Annotated in this window: 16 protein-coding genes; 8 read left to right on the top strand and 8 right to left on the bottom strand. The window is 73.1% G+C overall.

Annotation, left to right across the window (positions count from 1 at the left end):
* Positions 1-35 precede the first annotated feature (35 nt).
* From ACFYYW_RS38180 to ACFYYW_RS38200, 5 genes are read left to right on the top strand one after another with little or no spacing between them, the layout of a single operon-like run.
* Positions 36-1,181: a Gfo/Idh/MocA family protein gene (locus tag ACFYYW_RS38180; protein WP_387656616.1), complete on the top strand. Its 1,146-nt coding sequence runs from the start codon at positions 36-38 to the stop codon at positions 1,179-1,181.
* Positions 1,178-2,338, top strand: a complete 1,161-nt coding sequence (locus ACFYYW_RS38185) for a DUF993 family protein (RefSeq protein WP_387656619.1) — start codon at positions 1,178-1,180, stop codon at positions 2,336-2,338. Before ACFYYW_RS38180 ends, ACFYYW_RS38185 begins: the two co-directional genes overlap by 4 nt.
* Positions 2,335-3,195: a sugar phosphate isomerase/epimerase gene (locus tag ACFYYW_RS38190; protein WP_352365595.1), complete on the top strand. Its 861-nt coding sequence runs from the start codon at positions 2,335-2,337 to the stop codon at positions 3,193-3,195. Before ACFYYW_RS38185 ends, ACFYYW_RS38190 begins: the two co-directional genes overlap by 4 nt.
* Positions 3,196-3,238: 43 nt before the next feature.
* Entirely contained in the window at positions 3,239-3,817 is a 579-nt protein-coding gene (locus tag ACFYYW_RS38195) for an RNA polymerase sigma factor (RefSeq protein ID WP_387656622.1), read from the top strand.
* A complete protein-coding gene (locus ACFYYW_RS38200) occupies positions 3,814-4,698 on the top strand; it encodes a hypothetical protein (protein WP_387656625.1) in 885 nt (294 codons plus the stop codon). Before ACFYYW_RS38195 ends, ACFYYW_RS38200 begins: the two co-directional genes overlap by 4 nt.
* Before the next feature lie 218 nt (positions 4,699-4,916).
* Here the strand turns inward: ACFYYW_RS38200 and ACFYYW_RS38205 are convergent, their stop codons facing one another.
* Both ACFYYW_RS38205 and ACFYYW_RS38210 read right to left on the bottom strand, forming a co-directional pair.
* Positions 4,917-5,561 (bottom strand): TetR/AcrR family transcriptional regulator, encoded by a 645-nt coding sequence (locus ACFYYW_RS38205; protein WP_387656628.1) that lies wholly within the window; start codon positions 5,559-5,561, stop codon positions 4,917-4,919.
* A 21-nt stretch (positions 5,562-5,582) separates the two neighbouring features.
* The gene (locus ACFYYW_RS38210) at positions 5,583-6,146 is read right to left on the bottom strand and encodes an NADPH-dependent FMN reductase (protein ID WP_387656630.1); all 564 of its coding nucleotides are present in this window, start codon (positions 6,144-6,146) and stop codon (positions 5,583-5,585) included.
* A gap of 127 nt (positions 6,147-6,273) precedes the next feature.
* Here ACFYYW_RS38210 and ACFYYW_RS38215 point away from each other — a divergent pair, with 127 nt between their 5' ends.
* From ACFYYW_RS38215 to ACFYYW_RS38225, 3 genes are all read left to right on the top strand, one after another.
* Positions 6,274-7,404, top strand: coding sequence for an MFS transporter (locus ACFYYW_RS38215; protein WP_387656632.1), 1,131 nt, complete (start codon positions 6,274-6,276; stop codon positions 7,402-7,404).
* Positions 7,405-7,491: 87 nt separating this feature from the next.
* Entirely contained in the window at positions 7,492-7,737 is a 246-nt protein-coding gene (locus tag ACFYYW_RS38220) for a hypothetical protein (RefSeq protein ID WP_387656634.1), read from the top strand.
* Positions 7,738-7,743: 6 nt separating this feature from the next.
* Positions 7,744-9,600: a hypothetical protein gene (locus ACFYYW_RS38225; RefSeq protein ID WP_387656637.1), complete on the top strand. Its 1,857-nt coding sequence runs from the start codon at positions 7,744-7,746 to the stop codon at positions 9,598-9,600.
* 1 nt (position 9,601) lies between these two features.
* Here the strand turns inward: ACFYYW_RS38225 and ACFYYW_RS38230 are convergent, their stop codons facing one another.
* The 6 genes from ACFYYW_RS38230 to ACFYYW_RS38255 form a co-directional block, all read right to left on the bottom strand.
* On the bottom strand, positions 9,602-10,294 hold the full coding sequence (locus tag ACFYYW_RS38230; protein ID WP_387656639.1) for an aspartate/glutamate racemase family protein: 693 nt from the start codon (positions 10,292-10,294) through the stop codon (positions 9,602-9,604).
* A gap of 73 nt (positions 10,295-10,367) precedes the next feature.
* Positions 10,368-11,747 carry a UDP-N-acetylmuramoyl-tripeptide--D-alanyl-D-alanine ligase gene (gene murF / locus ACFYYW_RS38235; protein WP_387656642.1) on the bottom strand — a complete coding sequence of 460 codons (1,380 nt, stop codon included), beginning with the start codon at positions 11,745-11,747 and terminating at the stop codon, positions 10,368-10,370.
* Positions 11,744-12,742, bottom strand: coding sequence for a D-alanine--D-alanine ligase family protein (locus ACFYYW_RS38240; RefSeq protein WP_387656645.1), 999 nt, complete (start codon positions 12,740-12,742; stop codon positions 11,744-11,746). The genes murF and ACFYYW_RS38240 overlap by 4 nt, the downstream gene beginning before the upstream one ends.
* A gap of 268 nt (positions 12,743-13,010) precedes the next feature.
* On the bottom strand, positions 13,011-14,054 hold the full coding sequence (locus ACFYYW_RS38245; RefSeq protein WP_387656648.1) for a hypothetical protein: 1,044 nt from the start codon (positions 14,052-14,054) through the stop codon (positions 13,011-13,013).
* 57 nt (positions 14,055-14,111) lie between these two features.
* Positions 14,112-14,411 carry a class I SAM-dependent methyltransferase gene (locus tag ACFYYW_RS38250; protein ID WP_387656650.1) on the bottom strand — a complete coding sequence of 100 codons (300 nt, stop codon included), beginning with the start codon at positions 14,409-14,411 and terminating at the stop codon, positions 14,112-14,114.
* A gap of 17 nt (positions 14,412-14,428) precedes the next feature.
* A complete protein-coding gene (locus ACFYYW_RS38255) occupies positions 14,429-16,999 on the bottom strand; it encodes a PEP/pyruvate-binding domain-containing protein (RefSeq protein WP_387656653.1) in 2,571 nt (856 codons plus the stop codon).
* Positions 17,000-17,031 lie beyond the last annotated feature (32 nt).

The following is a 17,031-nucleotide window of genomic DNA, read 5'->3' on the forward strand; positions in this document are numbered from 1 at the left end:
AGCGCTTTCCCCATCCGTTGCCTGAAGGGATCCCCATGAGCGTGCGCACGATCGGCGTCGTGATGAACGGCGTCACCGGACGAATGGGCTATCGCCAGCACCTCGTCCGTTCCGTCCTGGCCATCAACGAGCAGGGCGGCGTCACGCTCTCGGACGGCGACCGGGTCAGGCTGCGCCCGGTCCTGGTCGGCCGCAACGCCGACAAGCTCGCCGACATCGCCGACCGGCACGGGATCCAGGACCACACCACCGACCTCGACGCCGCCCTCGCCGACGACGACAACCTGATCTACTTCGACGCCCAGGTCACCAGCGCCCGCGTCAAGGCCGTGCTCAAGGCCATCGAGGCGGGCAAGCACGTCTACGCCGAGAAGCCCACGGCCGAGTCGGTGCAGGAGGCCGTCGCGCTGGCCGAGGCCGCCACGGCCAGGGGCGTGAAGAACGGCGTCGTGCAGGACAAGCTGTTCCTGCCGGGCCTGCTCAAGCTGAAGCGGCTGATCGACGGCGGCTTCTTCGGCCGGATCCTGTCGGTGCGCGGCGAGTTCGGCTACTGGGTGTTCGAGGGCGACTGGCAGGAGGCGCAGCGGCCGTCCTGGAACTACCGGGCGCAGGACGGCGGCGGGATCGTGCTCGACATGTTCCCGCACTGGCACTACGTGCTGGAGAACCTGTTCGGCCGGGTCCGGTCGGTCTACGCCAAGGCCGTGACCCACGTCCCGTCCCGGGTGGACGAGCAGGGCCGCGCGTACGAGGCCACCGCGGACGACGCCGCGTACGGGATCTTCGAGCTCGAAGGGGACGTGATCGCTCAGATCAACTCCTCCTGGACGGTCCGCGTGAACCGCGACGAGCTGGTCGAGTTCCAGGTGGACGGCACGCACGGCAGCGCCGTCGCGGGCCTGCGCAACTGCCGCTTCCAGCACCGGGCCGCCACTCCCAAGCCGGTCTGGAACCCCGACCTGCCCGCCACGGCCCGCTTCCGCGAGGACTGGCAGGAGGTGCCGGACAACGCCGAGTTCGACAACGGGTTCAAGGTCCAGTGGACGGCCTTCGTCCGGCACGTGCTGGAGGACGCGCCGTTCCCCTACGACTTCGCCTCGGGGGCGCGCGGCGTGCAGCTCGCCGAGCTGGGCCTGCGCTCGAACGCCGAGGGCCGCAGGATCGAGGTGCCGCAGCTGTGAGGATCGACCTGCCGGGCGGCGCGTACGAGCTGCGCGAGCCGGTGACCTGGCCGGTCTCGGCCGCCCCGGCCGCGAGCCGGGTCGTCTACGCGGCCGCGCACGTCGTCGCCGACCCGCTCGGCGACAACACGCCGGGCTCCCCCGCCGCCGTCGACTGGGCGGCCACGCTGCGGTTCCGCCGCCACCTGTGGTCGCACGGCCTGCGGGTGGCCGACGCCATGGACACCGCCCAGCGCAACATGGGCCTGGACTGGGCGGCCACCAAGGAGCTGATCCGGCTCAGCGCCGAGGAGGCGCGCGCCTTCGGCGACCCGGCGGCGCTGGTGGCCTGCGGCGCGGGCACCGACCACGCGCCCGCCGCCGCCGACCTGCACACGATCACCGCCGCGTACGCCGAGCAGGTGGAGGCCGTCCAGGCGGCCGGGGCGGGCGTGATCGTGATGGCCTCCCGCCAGCTCGCCAGGGTGGCGGCCGGGCCCGCCGACTACCACCAGGTGTACGGCAAGGTCCTCGGGCTGGCCGACCGCCCGGTGATCCTGCACTGGCTGGGCGAGATGTTCGACCCGCAGCTCGCCGGCTACTGGGGCGCGCCCGGCGTGGACGCCGCGACGGAGTCGTTCCTGGAGCTGGTCCACGCCCACGCCGCCGTGGTGGACGGCGTCAAGGTGTCGCTGCTGGACGAGGAGCACGAGGTGCGGCTGCGCGCCGCGCTGCCCGAGGGCGTCCGGCTCTACACCGGGGACGACTTCAACTACCCCTCCCTCATCAGGTCGGGCTCGCATGCGCTGCTCGGCATCTTCGACGCGATCGCCCCGGCGGCCGCCGCCGCCCTGCGCGAGCTGGACGCCGCCGAAGCAACCAGTGGCGAGGAGGCGGCCCGCCACCTGACCCGCTACGACGAGATCCTGGCCCCCACGGTCGCCCTGTCGCGGAAGATCTTCGAGGCGCCGACGTACCACTACAAGACCGGCATCGTCTTCCTGGCCTGGCTCAACGGCCACCAGGACGCGTTCGCCATGGTGAACGGCGCCCAGTCGGCGCGCTCGCTGCGCCACCTGGCGGAGGTGTTCAGGCTGGCCGACCGGGCCGGGCTGCTGGCCGACCAGGAGCTGGCCGTGCGCAGGATGACGGCGCTGCTGGCGGTGAACGGCCTGTGAGCCTGTCGCTGAACCAGTGGACGACCAGGCGCTGGTCGGTCGCCGAGGCCGTGGACGGCTGCGCGCGGCACGGCCTGGAGGCGATCGGGCTGTGGCGCGAGAAGGTCGCCGAGGAGGGGCTCGCGCGCAGCGCCAAGCTGGTGCGCGAGGCCGGGCTGCGGGTGTCCTCGCTGTGCCGGGGCGGCTTCCTCACGGCGGGCGGGCTGCCCGGCGAGGAGGGGCGGCGCGCGTTCGAGCGGGCGCTCGACGACAACCGGCGGGCCGTGGACGAGGCGGCCGAGCTGGCGGCCGCGTGCCTGGTGATGGTGGTCGGCGGCCTGCCGGGGGTGCGGCCGGGCGAGCCGCTGCCGCCCGGTTTCTCCAAGGACGTCGCCGGGGCGCGGGAGCGGGTCGCCGAGGCGCTGTCGGTGCTGGCGCCCTACGCCGGCGAGCGCGGCGTCAGGCTGGCGCTGGAGCCGCTGCATCCGATCTACTGCCCCGACCGGGCGGTGCTGTCCACGCTGGGCCAGGCGCTCGACCTCAGCCTGCCCTATCCGGAGGAGCAGGTCGGGGTGGTGGTGGACACCTTCCACGTGTGGTGGGACCCCAGGCTGGCCGAGGACGTCGCGCGGGCCGGGCGGCGCATCGCCTCGTACCAGGTGTGCGACTACCTGCACCCGCTGCCCGCCGACGTGCTGCTCGGGCGGGGCATGATGGGCGACGGGGTGATCGACTTCGCGCCGATCACCCGGGCCGTGCTGGCCGCCGGGTACGCCGGCGACATCGAGGTCGAGATCTTCAACGCCGACGTCTGGGCGGCCGACCCGGACGAGGTGCTGGCCACGATGAAGGCCCGCTACGCCGAGCTGGTGGTCTAGGGTTTCGCGACACACTTACGGGCCCGCCGGACATGACCCAGGCATGAACGTCACCGACACAGGGCCGCCGCGCAGCCGGCGCTTCGCCCACCTCTACGAGCAGACGTACTCCGCGTTGCTGCGGTTCGTCGAGCGTCGCGTCCACCCCTCCCACGCCGAGGATGTGGTCGCCGACGTGTTCCTCGTCGCCTGGCGGCGCCTGGACGACGTGCCGCGTGCGGCGGACGAGGCGCGGGCCTGGCTGTTCGGCGTGGCGCACCGCACCCTCCGCAACGGGCTGCGGGCCGACCAACGGCGGCAGGCGCTCACCGTCCGCATCGCCGACAGCCAGCTGACCGGCGCCGCGGCGGCCGGGCTGGACCCCGAGCTGGTGGCCCGCCGGCTCGACCTCGTCCAGGCGTGGCGGCGGCTCAGCCCGCGCCACCAGGAGACGCTCGCCCTGGCCGTCTGGGACGGCCTCACAGCCCCACAGGCCGCGCGGGTGCTCGACATCACCCCCGTCGCGTTCCGGCTCAGGCTCGCCCGTGCCCGGCGTGCCCTGCGCCACCACGCCGACGCCGCCCCCGCCACTACGACCCAGCCCGTGGCGACCGCCACCGTGGACTCCCGGAGCATGCGATGAACGACACCCTCGACCACGCCCTGCGCGGCCTCGACCCGGCCGTCACCCCCGCTGACCTGGACACGAGCACCGACCTCAAGGCTCGGGCCCTGCTGGCCCGAGTGATCGCCACCGACCCCATGGGGGCGCCCGCACCGGCGATCAGCAGCCCTCGCGTACTCACCGCCAGGCGTCTCACCGTTGCCGGCGGAGGGGTGGCCGCCGGCATCGCGGCAGCGCTGCTGCTGCCCGGCGTGTTCGGCGGCGGCTCAGCGATGGCGGCGTGGACCGCGACGCCGCACACGGTGAGCGGTGACCGGGCCGTCGACGCCCAGGAGAAGTGCCTCGACCATGCCCAGGACACCGCCAAGCGCACAACCGGCCGCGACCTCGGCTTCCGGCCCGTGGTGACCGAGGGCCGGGGGCCATGGACGCTCGTCTACGTCAACGACGGCGGCAGCCACCTGTCCGAGATCACCTGCCTGCTCCGCGACGGCGACCTCGTCGGCGCGCATGGCAGCGCGCCGGGGCCCGGCGCACAACCGCTTCCACCGGTTCCTGCGGGGTCGGCGCGGGCCGCCCTCGGCGCGGCCCTGAGCACGAGTGAGGAGAGCGTGCGCACCGTGACCGGCAGGGTCGGTGCCGACGTGGTGGGCCTGGAGCTCTCCACGGAGGCGAGAGGCGACGTGACCGCGACCGTCACCGGCGGCTACTTCGCGGCCTGGTGGCCGGACGCACCGAGAACGAGGGAGCGCGAGAACGGCTCGCTTCGTGGCGGCGTCAAGGGCGTCACGGCGATCCTCCAGGACGGGTCGCGGCACAGCGTCTCCCTCGAGGAGCTCACCGGCCTGACGAGCACGCGGCTGAGCACACCGGCCACGGGCGGCTCCGCGCGCGACTGACCTGGCCGCCCGCGGCGGCGCCGGGCCTCACGGCGGTCCGGCGCCGCGAAGCCACTGGCGCTTTGCCGCCCGGCAAGCGGAAGACCAGCCCTCGCGCGACGCTGACCAGCGGCTGTCTCACCTCGCGTATTCCTGTGGTCCCCCTGACAAGGGCGTTTGTCCCGGCCGATCATCGAAACCCAGCAGAGCACTTCAGCGCGAACTCCTGGCGCATCACGCTAAGGGACGGTGGGGGCGTAACTGCGCAGGAAGGCCCGCACGCCGATGGTGACGAGCTGAGTGATCTCTTCCTGGGGCAGCGGGACGGCGCCGTAGAACGTCTGCTGGTTGACATCGGTGACGGTCAGCAGAGTGAGGTGGGCGGCGGCGCTGTCGGCGTCATGGATGTCCAGCAGGCCGCGGTCGGCGATCCGGCGCAGATATGGCGCCAGGCGCAGATGCCCGGTCTGTGGTCCGGCTGCGATCCAGGACTTCAGGATCGGTGGGGGAATGTGGGCAGCCTCGGCCTCGATGGCCCGTACCAGGGCGAAGTGATCGGGGAAAGAGGTCACTGCGGCGACCCGGTCGAGGGAGAAGTCGATCAGGTCCTGCTCCAGGTCCACGATTTTGTGCAGGTGCCGGTCCATGATCTGTGCGATCGCGGCGGTGACCTCCTCGGCGCCTTCCAGCGCGACGGTCAGGAACAGCTGTTCCTTGTCGGTGAAGTGGTTGTAGACCGTCCGCTTGGACACCCCGGCCGCGGCGGCGATCGCATCCATGCTGGCGCGGGTGTAGCCGTCGCGGCCGAACACACGGCGAGCGGCTTGGGTGATCGCCTGCCGCTTGTCCGCTCTGCCGTACGGCTCGGGCCGGCTCAGGGTCATCGGTGTCCTTTCGGGCTGGGGCTACTCGGCCGCAGTGTACGGGCGGACCTTGCGTGACAGGGCGTTGAGGAGTTCTCGCAGCAGGTCGGCGGTGTAGGGGTCGCTCAGCTCGCGTTCGCTGGTGAAGCGGGTGTCACAGTGGAACACCGTGACCTCCGGTTTGACCACGACTTCGGCCCCCACCGCGGCCAGGATCTGGCGAAGGGCGAGTTGCGCGCGTACCGAACCGAACGGTCCCGGTGAGGCGCCTGCGATGGCCACCGGCTTGCCACGCAACAACCCTTCGGGTGGGGTGCTCGCCCAGTCGATGGCGTTCTTCAGTGCGGCCGGGACCGAGGCGTTGTGTTCCGGGGTGGCGATCAGCAGGGCGTCGGCGGCGGCGATGCGGGCCCGGAATTCGGCGACCGTCACGGGTGGCGTACCGCTGTCCAGGTCCTGGTTGTAGAGCGGCAACCGGCCCAGGTCGTCCTCGATGGCGATGGCCGGCCCCCCGAGGCTCAGCGTGCGGGCCGCGTGCAGCAGTGCGGTGTTGTGGGACTGCGCGCGCAGGCTGCCGGACAGGGCCAGGATGGTCAGCTCGTTCATGTCTCTCCTCCGGTGGACGAACATCAAACTACACTGCTGAGTGCATTTGTTACACTAATCGGTGTACTTTGAGCGAGTGATCCATGCAACTGCACACAAGGGACGGATCTCCGTCCTCTCCCTCGCCTTGCTGGCGACCCCGACCTCACTCAGCGCCAACAGCACCACCACCGTCATCCCCGCCCTGGCCCACGCGCTCGGCATCTCGGCCGCCGACGCCACCTGGGCCGCCACCGCCTTCGGCTGGGGTGGCGTGCTCGGCGCCCCACTCACCGCCGCGCTGCTGCGTACCCGCGGCAGCCGCGTCGCCACACTCGCCAACGCCGCCCTGGTGCTGCTCGGCACGCTCCTGGTGGCACTCGCGCCGGCGCTGCCGATGCTGCTGGCCGGGCGCGCCGCCCAGGCCGCCGGCGGAGGCGGCCTGGTGACCCTCGCCATCACCCTGGCCGGGACGACCTCCCGGACCGGCGTGATCACCGCCGGAGTCGGCCTCGTCGGCGCGTTCGGCCCGCTGGTCGGCTCCACCCTGTCAGCGATCTCCTGGCGGACGCCGCTGCTGCTGTCCCTGCTCGCGCTGCTGGCCGTCCCCGCCGTCCTGCGCCACGCCCCCGCACACCGCCACGATCATGACGCCGGCCCCACCGACATCGTCGGCATTCTGCTGGTGATGACGCTGATCAGCGCGTTCATCCTGACCCCGCGCCTGGGCCCGGCCACACTGGCCGCAGCCGCCATCGCGACCGCGCTCCTGACCCTGCACATCCGCAGGAACAACGCCGGGTTCATCCCCCGGGCGGTGGTGAGCTCCCGCATGTTCATCATCGCCTCGGCGACCGCGTGCGCGCTGTCCACCTCCTACTTCGCCCTGCTCTACACCGTTCCCAGAATGCTGGAACGCCACTGGCCGGCCGAACGGATCGGGCTGGCGACGCTCGTCATGCTGGCCGCCGGCTCCATCGCCTCGCTGCTGTTCACCCGCCGGACCTCCCGGTACGACCCCGCCCTCACCCGGACGATCCTCCTCACCGCCGGCGCCGTGGCCGTGGCCCTGCCGCTGACCGCGCCCTGGCCGACGGCCCTCGTAGCGGCCAACGCGTTCGCGGTGTTCGCCGCCACGGCGGCGATGGCCTGGTACTCCGACCGCGCAGGCAAGGCCGTGCCGGGCGAGCATCGAGCCACCGCGCTCGCCCTGTTCACCCTGTGCTACCAACTCGGCGGCGCCTTCGGTCCGGCGCTGGCCAGCCTCCTGATTGCGTAAGCGGGGGCTCCGGTCCCAGGGGGCCGTCGACAAACGGTGACATTCGGCGGACGAGGCGCTCATATTCGCCGCCAAGGGTGGTTCGTCATGGACGAACCACGCACCATCCCTCCCCGGCCCCCCGTCGTCCAGCAGCGGATGTTCGACGACGAGGTGCGCCGCTCCGGCTCCCCGTTCCTGGCCCGCAGGCTCGTGCTGCCACCGGCCGAGTCCAGTCACGACCGCCTGTACGACAACGAGTGGTGGCATGTCGAGCACCGCCCGGACAGGCGGGGCGTACCGCCGCGACGGCTCCCCCACCCCGGCGTGCACCACCTCTTCGAGAAGGGGTAGCGATCCATGTCCGGTTCTCTGGGGCGGCGGCTGCGCGCGGCGCGCGAGACGGCGTTCGTGGGACGGGAGGAGGAGCTCGCGCTGTTCACCACGGCGCTGTACAGCGGCGCCCGCAGCGTCCTGTACGTGCACGGTCCGGGCGGCATCGGGAAGTCGGCCCTGCTGCGGCGCTTCGCCGACGAGGCCGAGACGGCGGGGCGGCCCGTGGCCGTGCTGGACGAGTGCCTGATGGACCCGGCGGCCTGCCAGGACGATGCGGTGCTGCTGTTCGACGGTTTCGACCGCGTGCAGAGCCTGGAGGGGTGGCTGCGCGAACGGTTCCTGCCGCGGGTGCCCGCGGGGGCGCTGGCGGTGATCGCGGGACGGAACCCGCCGGATGTGCGCTGGCAGGCGGACCCGGCATGGGCGGGGTCGCTGGAGGTGCTGCCGCTGCGCGATCTGCGGGCCGCGGACGCGCACACCCTGCTGGACGCCGCCGGCGTGCCGGCCGAGGCGCGCGAGCCGCTGCTCGCCTTCGCCGGCGGTCACCCGCTGGCGCTGCTCCTGGGGGCGGCCGTGGCGGCGAAGGACGGCGGGCGATGGAGGCCTGATCAGGATCTGGTGGCAGAGTTGCTGGATCAGCTGGTGGGCGAGCTGCCCTCGGCCGCGCACCGGCGTGCCCTGGAGATCTGCGCGCACGCGTACACGACGACGGAGGACCTGCTGCGGGCGGCCTTCCCCGAGGACGCGGGGACGCTGTTCCGCTGGCTGCGGCGGCTGCCGTTCGTCGAATCGAGCGGTCTCGGGCTGTTCCCGCACGGCGTGGTCCGGCGGCTGCTGGAGGCGGACCTGCGCTGGCGGGACCCCGAGGCGTACACGGTGATGCACGAGCGCGTGCATGCGCGCGTGGCGGACAGGGTGCGTACGGCGAGCGACGCGGACGTGCCCGGCGCGGTGGCGGCACTGCTCCATCTCCACCACGGGCCGCCTGCCGGCGACGGCGAGTTCCAGGAAGAGGCCTTGCCACAGGCGGAGGCGGGCATCCTGGTACAGGAGGCGGCATTCTGGGTGGAGCGTCAGCCGGAAGCGTTCCGCCTCTATCGAAGCGCCGGGACGGGCGAGCCGGTGGCTCTCTCCGCGTGGCTGCGGTTGACGGAGCTCGACGAGGAGGAGCTGGCGGCCGATCCCGTCGTGGCCGCGGCGTGGGCGCACGCGCGCGCCACCACCCCGCTGCGCGCCGGTGAGCACCTGGCGGTCAGCAGGCAGTGGGTGCTGCCGCCGTACCGCGGCAACTCGCAGTTGCTGGAACTGATCCAGTGGCGAGCGCTCGGCAACTGTCTGCGGGCCGAGCGGCTGGCCTGGTCGTACATCGAAGCACGGACGGAGCGGTATCACGGGATGCGTGACATCTCCGGCGGCCTGTACGTTCATGACTGGCGGGCGGTGCCCGCGCGGGCGTGGCTGGAGCAGATGGTCAAGAGGCCCGCGAGCGGCCCTGGCGCCGCTACGGCGAGACTGGCGGTGCTGTCCAGGGACGAGTTCGCCGACGCGGTCCGCCGAGCGTTGCGCAGGTTGCCGCGGCCGGACGAGCTGGCCGCCTCCCCCCTGACGCGCACCAGGCTGGTCGCCGAGGAGCAGAATCCCGCCACGGCACTGGGTGACCTGCTGCGCCAGGCGATCGGCGACCTGAGCGAGGACCCGCGCTCGGTCAAGTTCCACCGGGCGCTGTCCGTCACGTTCCTCTGCGGTACGCCCACGCAGGAGCTGGCCGCGGAACGGCTCGGCATCCCCTTCACCACCTACCGCCGCCACCTGGCGGCCGGCATCGAACGGGTCTGCGCCGACCTGTGGCACCGCGAGCTGTACGGAACCAGCCGTAGGTGAATCACTCGGCGAGGGCGAAACCGACCGCCGCCTCGGCGTGCAGCCGGGCGCTCGGCAGCACAGGGATCGGGCTGTGCTTCTCACTGATCAGCAGCTCGATCTCCGTGCAGCCGAGGACGACGCCCTCCGCGCCGTCGTCCGCGAGGTCCTGGATGATCCGCGCGTAGGCGTCCCTGGACGCTTCCCTGATCACCCCGCGCACCAGCTCGTCGAAGATCACGTCGTGGACCAGCTTCCGCTGTTCGCGACGCGGGACGACCACCTCGACGCCGTGGGCGGCCAGCCGATCCAGGTAGAAGGGCTCCTCCATGGTGAACCTGGTGCCGAGCAGGCCGACCTTGCGCATGCCCCTGGCGCGGATCTCGGCGCCCACGGTGTCGGCGATGTGCAGCACCGGCACGCCCACGGCCCGCTCCACGTCGTCGCTCACCCGGCTGAAGGTGTTGCTGCAGACGAGCAGGACGTCGGCGCCGGATTCCTCCAGTCGCCTGCCCGCACCGGTCAGCAACGTGCTCACCTCGTCCCAGCGGTCGGCGAAGATGAGGTCCTCGACCGTCGTGTAGTCGACCGACCAGATGAGGCTGTTGGCGGAATGGCTGCCGCCGAGGTGCTCGCGGGTACGCTGGTTGATGATCTGGTAGTAGATCACCGTCGATTCCCAGCTCAACCCGCCGATGAGACCGATGGTGCGCATGGAACTCCGTTTCGCCGGCTCGTCGCCGGAAGGCTTGACAGGGTGGCTGGTCATTCGGCAGGACAGAAGCTGTTCAGGCGTCGGCCAGCGCGCGGGCGCAGGCGCCGAGCCCGATCTCGCTTGAGGCCTTGACGAACACCACGTCGCCCGGTTCGAGCAGCGAGCCGGCCAGCTCGGTGGCGCCGGACACGTCCTCGACCGTGTGGACGGTCACGCCCCGGTTCGCGGACTCCGCCGCCCACGCCATCGCGAGCGGATCCCCCTCCCCTACCGCGATCAGCACGTCGAAGCGGAGGTCGGCGACGAGCCGGCCGATCTCGGCGTGCCGGGCGCGCGAGGTGTCCGCCTGCTGCCCCATCGCGCCGAGCACGGCGACGGCACGGCGGGCGCCCGCCAACGCCCGCACCGCCCGCAGCCCGGCCTTCATGGACTCGGGGCTGGCGTTGTAGGCGTCGTTGACGATGGTGATGCCGTCACGTCGTTCGACGATCTCCATCCGGCCCGCGGAGCGCCGCCGGGCGGCGTTCAGTCCCTCGGCGATCTCGGCGGCGCCCAGACCGAGCGCGGTGGCCACGGCTGCGGCGGCCAGCGCGTTGCCCACCTGATGCTCGCCCATGAGGTCGAGCGTGACCGGGGCGCTGCCGTCCGGCGTCACCAGCTCGAACGCGGGCCGCGCGTGGTCGTCCATCCGCACGCCTTCCGCCCGCACCCGTGCCCCCGCCGCCGCGCCGTACAGCAGGACCTCGGCCCTGGTACGGCCGGCCATCCCGACGACGTACGGGTCGTCGGCGTTGAGCAGCGCGAACCCGTCCGCCGGAAGCGCCTCGACCAGCTCGCCCTTGGCCTCGGCTATGTCGGCCGGCCCGGATCCCATGCGCTCCACGTGCGCGCTGCCGACGTTGAGCACCAGCCCGAGCTGCGGTGGCGCGAGTCCGGTCAGGTACCTCAGGTCGCCCTTCCTGCTCGCCCCCATCTCCAGCACCAGGTACCGGGTGGCGGCATCGGCGCGCAGCACGGTGAGCGGCAGGCCGAGCTCGTTGTTGAACGACCTGTCCGTGGCGACCGTCTCGGCGTGCCGTTCGAGCACCTGCGCCAGCAGGTCCTTGGTGGTGGTCTTGCCCACGGAGCCGGTCAGGCCGATCACGGTCGGGCTGATGCGTCCGAGCAGGTGCTTGGCCAGCACGCCGAGCGCGAGCTGCACGTCGTCGACCACGAGGGCGGGCACGCCGACGGGCCGCGAGGCCAGCACGGCGACGGCGCCGCCCGCGACGGCACGGCCCGCGTAGTCGTGGCCGTCGACGCGGGCGCCGACCGTCGCGGCGAACAGGCCGCCGGGCACCACCTCGCGCGAATCGACTGCCGCGGGCGCCGTCACCAGCGCTCGCGGATCGGGCACGTCGTGCAGGCTCGCGCCGACGACCTGCGCGATCCTCTCCAGCGTCGTGGCGATCATTTGCCGCTCCTGACGGTCACGTGCCTGCTTCTGGCGATCACTTGCCTGCTTCTGGCGAACGCGAGGTCGATGAGGCGACGCAGCAGATCCGGGTACGGGACGCCGCTCTCGGCCCAGGCCCTGGCGTAGACGGAACGGGCCGTGAAGCCGGGCATGGTGTTGATCTCCAGCACGTACAGGCGTCCCGACTCCTCCTCGTAGAGGAAGTCGACCCTGGCCAGGCCGTAACCGCCGATCGCCCGGAAGGCGCGCAGCGACGTCTCGCGCACCTCCTCGGCCACGCGTTCAGGCAGGACGGCGGGGATCGTGGCGATCTCGGCATTGCTGAGGTACTTGGCCTCGTAGTCGAGCCAGTCGCCTGGCACGAGGAGCTCGCCGGGCAGCGACGCCTCCGGGAAGTCATGACCGCCGAGCACGCCGCAGATGAGCTCGCGCGCGGCTACCTCCTGCTCGACGATGACCAACCGGTCGTGGGTCAGCGCCAGCTCCACACCCGCGCGCAGCTCCTCCATCGAGGTGACACGCGAGATGCCGATGGAGGAGCCCAGACCGGACGGTTTCACGTACATCGGCCAGTCGAGCGACTTCACCAGCCCCCAGGAGTCGATGGTGGCGCGCCATTCGTGCTCGGTGAACCACACACCCGGAGTGACAGGAATGCCCTCCGCCAGGAACGCGCGCCGCATCGCGACCTTGTCCATCGCCACGGCGGAGGCCAGGACGCCGCAACCCACGTACGGGATGCCCAGCGTCTCCAGGTGCCCCTGGACGACGCCATCCTCGCCGAACGGTCCGTGCAGCACCGGGAAGACCACGTCCACCTGATCGCGTCGCAGCTCCACCGGCCACCTGCCCTGGCGGTCGATGATGACGGGCACGGGCTCGTACAGCTCCTTCGGCAGGGCGTCGAGCACGGCGTGTGCCGACTGCAGCGACACCTCGTGCTCGGCGGACGGCCCGCCGGCCAGCACCGCCACGCGTACGCGTTCTGTCACTATCGATCAGCCTTCCTCGGTGGGACGGTCGCAGGACGTGCCCGCCGAGTGTCGGCTTTTCACCTGACCAGTTCCCAGGCCATTCGCTGTCCAATTTCCAGCTGGAGGCGCATGAGTGGGCCGAAGACGTCCACGCCCGTCTCCCAGGCTTGGCGCTGGGCGAGCAGCCGCCCTGCCACCTGCGGGTGCGCCCGGCGAGCAGGGTCCGGACGAGGGCTTCCACTCGGGCCGCGGCGTCGCCGGCGAGCGCGGGGTGGGCCGACTACCGCTAGACGCGGCCGGGGTCGATCGTGCCGTCGAGGGTGAGGGCGGCTTCGAGCAGGAAGTAGTCGCCCCAGACCAGCTCGTGGGCGGTGGCCAGGCCCTTGCGCCGGTCGTAGCAGCCGTCCACCAGGCCGCCGTGCTCGTTGAGGTGGCCGCGGGCCAGCGCCTCCAGCGTGGCGGCGGCCTGCTCGCGGTAGCCGTCCTTGGCCAGCGGCGCGAGCTTGGCCAGGGCGGCGGCGGCGATCGCGGTGGCCGAGGTGTCGCGGGGCGCGGCGGGGATGCCGGGGTCGTCGAAGTCCCAGTAGCAGACCAGGTCGGACGGGACGTGCGCCAGGTACCAGTCGGCGACCTCGGTGGCCGGGCCGATGAACTCGGCCGACAGGTGGGCGGCCTGGGCCAGGCCCAGCATGGCCCACGCCTGCGCGCGGGCCCAGGTGCTGGTAGGAGAGGAGCCGTTGACGGCGCCGGCCGAGGTCTGGGCGACCGAGCCGTCCTCCCGTACGCACATGGCGTAGCCGGTGCGGGCGTGGGACTCGGCCATCACCAGCAGCTCGCGGGCGCCGGTGCGCTCGCAGGCGAAGGCCAGCAGCGGGACGGTGCCGGGCAGGCCGTCCACGCAGGCGCCGGGGCGCGGCCAGCCGTATTTGACGACGTCCTCCTCCTGGGGCGGCAGCAGGCCGGCCAGCGGGTCGAAGCCGATGCTCAGCGACCGGGCGGCGGCCACGGCGGTCGTGGCGCCCGGTTCCTCGTCGCCGGCGAGCACGGCCGGGAGCGCGGCGCCGTACCAGAACAACATGCCGCGCAGCAGCGTGGGGGCGTCGGTGCGGGCGGTCAGCCGCTCGGCGACCTGGCCGGCGGCGCGGGCGTAGCGGGGTTCGCCGGTGACGACCGCCGCCAGGGACAGCAGGCCGCCCCAGAAGCCGCCGCACCAGTCTCCGTCCTCGGACCAGGTCCATTCGCCCGTCGCGGGGTCGGCGTAGAGGGGGAAGCGTCCTTGAGACTGCGCGAGGGTCCCGCCGACCCTGCGCACCAGCTCTGTGACCAGCATGGAACCGCCTCATCCGGAAACGTGATGCCTCCTCCGGTTACCCGGGGCGGCACGGGCTTAACGGGGCGCGTCCCAGACACTGATGAAGTCGTACCCGGACTCGGGCAGCGCGGCCGGGTCGAGGTAGTCGGCCTCGGCGAAGGTGAGTCCGGGCCGGTCGCCGTGGCGGGACCTGGCCAGGGCGACGGCCTGCGCGGACCGGTCGGCGCCGGTCACGTCGGGGAGGCGGGCGGCGAGCTTGCCCGCCAGGAGGCCGTCGCCGCAGCCGACGTCGAGCGCGCGGGCCGAGCCACGCGGGATCAGGCTCAGCACCAGCCGCTGGTAGTGCACGTTGTGATTCCAGTACGGATCGGGCACCTGGTCACCATAGTGGCCTAAAGGGTCACCGTGCCCGCCGCTCCGTCGACGGTGATCTCCTGGCCCGTGGCGATGCGGCCGGTCGCGTCGCGGACGCCGACGACGGCGGGGATGCCGTACTCGCGGGCCACCACGGCGCCGTGCGACATGGCGCCGCCCATCTCCATCACCAGGCCGCCGGCCGTGAGGAACAGCGGGGTCCAGCCGGGGTCGGTCGAGGGGCAGACCAGGATCTCGCCAGGTTCGAGGTGGGCGCCGTTCGGGTCGAGCACCACCCTGGCGACGCCGGTGACCGTGCCGGCCGAGGCCGCCGTGCCGGTCAGCGCGCCGTCGGGGACGGGTCCGGCCAGGGCCTCGGGCTCAGTGCCGTCGGAGAGCACGATCCGGGGCACGTGCCTGCGGCGCGACTCCCGCTCGTACGCCGCCCGCCGCTCGCGTACCAGGTCGCGCAGGTCGCCGCCGGACAGGGCGGCCCTGGCCTCCTCCAGGCGCAGGAAGTACACGTCGGCGGCGTCGTCCAGGACGCCGGCGGCCGCCAGGTGCTCCCCGACCGCGCGCAGGCTCCGCCGGACGGCGGCGATGGCCCTGACGGCGTGGTACTTGGGCAGTTCACGCAGCCCCGCGTACGCCCGGGTGCGGCCGAGCGCGAAGCGCACCACGGGCGCCCGCCACCGGCCCCTGCGCGCGGCCAGCGCGGCGACCCGGTCCACCTCCGCCCGCGCCGCCGGCGCGCCCCTGGCGAACAGCGCGTCGGGGGCGAGGGCGGAGCCGGCGTCCATGCGCAGGTAGTTGGCCAGTACGCCGAGGATGTGCGTGGGGTCGTCGGACCAGCGGGGCACGCCGGCGTCGATCTCGGCCACGCCGCGGTGGCCGTACCGGCCGAGGAAGGCGGCGATCTCCTTCTGGGCCCGCGGCGGCAGCTCGCCGGCCCGGTAGCGGCGGGCCAGCTCGGCCGCGGGCGCCTCGCGGAACGCCTCGGGCTCGACGCGGGTGGCCAGGTCCCACAGTTCGAGGTCCATCTCGGTGGTCGGGTTGTTCGGGACGCCGCGCAGGACGTCCTGCAGGTCGCCCACTCGCGTGCCGGAGAGCCGGGCGGCCAGGCCGAGCAGCGCGTAGCCGGTGATCACGATCGGCATGATCGAGACGATGGCCGGGAACGTCCCGCCGAGCAGCCGTTCGGCGTGGTCGAGGCGCTGGGCGGGGGTGGCGCCGGGCGGCGGGTCGAGCCTGCGGTCCAGCTCCTCGCCGACGCGGGCGGCGTGGGCGAGCGCCCTGGCCGGGCTCAGCAGCGCGTCGCGGACCCGCGCCGGCGCGTGGACGCGGCGCGCGAAGCGGCGCAGCCCGCGCAGGAACGGGCGCGGCGAGGTCTGCGCCACCGACAGCCGCGGGTCGCCCGCCAGCTCCCGCACGACGGCCGCGGCCCGCGCCTCCCCCAGCGGCATCATGCGGGTCAGGACCGCCCGGCCGGTACGGCTGCGCAGCGGCGTGGTCAGGTCGATCCACAACCGCTGCCCGGCCTCGGCCAGGAACGCCGGGCCGTCGAGCCGGTCGGCCGGCGCGTGCCCGAACAGCGTCGCCGCGCCCGAGGCGACCAGGTTGAACACCGACACCCCCATCGGCGTGAACGGCCCCATCACGCCCTGGGCGACGTTGAGCGACAGGTGGACGCGCAGGCCGGGACCGGCCGGCCGGGGCAGCGGATAGAGGGTGGTGATCGGCCTGGCCTGGGTGAGCCAGAGCGCGCCGTCCTGGCCGATGGCCCACTCGACGTCCTGCGGCGTGCCGTAGTGGTCCTCGACGCGCGCGCCGAGCTCGGCCAGGGCGAGCACCTGCGCGTCAGTGAGGCACAGGCCCGCGGCGGCGGTCTCGACGCGTTCGACGCCGCCGCCGGGCCGGGGCCGGACGGCCAGGTCCGCCCCGCCCGCCCGCCGTTCCAGCACCTGGCCGGCCGAGACGACGAACCGGTCGGGGTCGACGGCTCCGGAGACGACCGCCTCACCGAGGCCGGGCGCGGCGTCGAGGACGGTCTCGCGCCGCCTGCCGGTCACCGGGTTCGCGGTGAACATCACCCCGGCCACCCGCGCGTCCACCATCACCTGGACGACCACCGCGAGCCGGACGCCGGCGTGGCCGACGCCGTTGGACTCCCGGTAGGCCACGGCCCGGTCGCTCCACAACGAGGCCCAGCAGCGGCGCACGGCGTCGAGCACTGCCTCGGCGCCCACCACGTTGAGCACGGTGTCCTGCTGGCCGGCGAAGCTGGCGAACGGCAGGTCCTCCGCCGTGGCCGAGGAGCGCACGGCCACCGGGACGTCCGCGCCGAGCCGCGCGTAGGACGTCACGATCGCCTCGCGCACCGGGGCGGGCATCTCGGCCCCGAGCAGGTGGCGCCTGGCCCGCGCGGCGAGCCCGTCGCCCGGGGTGAGGTCGAGCCCGGCGGCGACCTGCCGGTAGGCGTCGGTGGTGAGCGCCCAGCCGGGCGGGACGGGCAGGCCGGCGCGGATCAGCTCGCCGAGGTTGGCGGCCTTTCCGCCCACGTCGGCGAGCATCGTGGCGTCGATCTCGGAGAGGTCGCGTGTGGTCCTCATGGAAGGCACCCCTTCTCCGGAGTCTGCCATAA

The sequence above is a fragment of the Nonomuraea sp. NPDC001831 genome (assembly GCF_042892035.1).
Classification (GTDB): Bacteria; Actinomycetota; Actinomycetes; order Streptosporangiales; family Streptosporangiaceae; genus Nonomuraea.

Bases quoted from the DNA above. Each gene is read 5' to 3' on its own strand.
- ACFYYW_RS38180 (WP_387656616.1), top strand. From the start codon at position 36: ATGAGCGTGCGCACGATCGGCGTCGTGATGAACGGCGTCACCGGACGA.
- murF (WP_387656642.1), bottom strand. From the start codon at position 11,747: ATGATCGCCACGACGCTGGAGAGGATCGCGCAGGTCGTCGGCGCGAGC.
- ACFYYW_RS38245 (WP_387656648.1), bottom strand. From the start codon at position 14,054: ATGCTGGTCACAGAGCTGGTGCGCAGGGTCGGCGGGACCCTCGCGCAG.
- ACFYYW_RS38230 (WP_387656639.1), bottom strand. From the start codon at position 10,294: ATGCGCACCATCGGTCTCATCGGCGGGTTGAGCTGGGAATCGACGGTG.
- ACFYYW_RS38210 (WP_387656630.1), bottom strand. From the start codon at position 6,146: ATGAACGAGCTGACCATCCTGGCCCTGTCCGGCAGCCTGCGCGCGCAG.
- ACFYYW_RS38200 (WP_387656625.1), top strand. From the start codon at position 3,814: ATGAACGACACCCTCGACCACGCCCTGCGCGGCCTCGACCCGGCCGTC.
- ACFYYW_RS38225 (WP_387656637.1), top strand. From the start codon at position 7,744: ATGTCCGGTTCTCTGGGGCGGCGGCTGCGCGCGGCGCGCGAGACGGCG.
- ACFYYW_RS38220 (WP_387656634.1), top strand. From the start codon at position 7,492: ATGGACGAACCACGCACCATCCCTCCCCGGCCCCCCGTCGTCCAGCAG.
- ACFYYW_RS38195 (WP_387656622.1), top strand. From the start codon at position 3,239: ATGAACGTCACCGACACAGGGCCGCCGCGCAGCCGGCGCTTCGCCCAC.
- ACFYYW_RS38255 (WP_387656653.1), bottom strand. From the start codon at position 16,999: ATGAGGACCACACGCGACCTCTCCGAGATCGACGCCACGATGCTCGCC.
- ACFYYW_RS38205 (WP_387656628.1), bottom strand. From the start codon at position 5,561: ATGACCCTGAGCCGGCCCGAGCCGTACGGCAGAGCGGACAAGCGGCAG.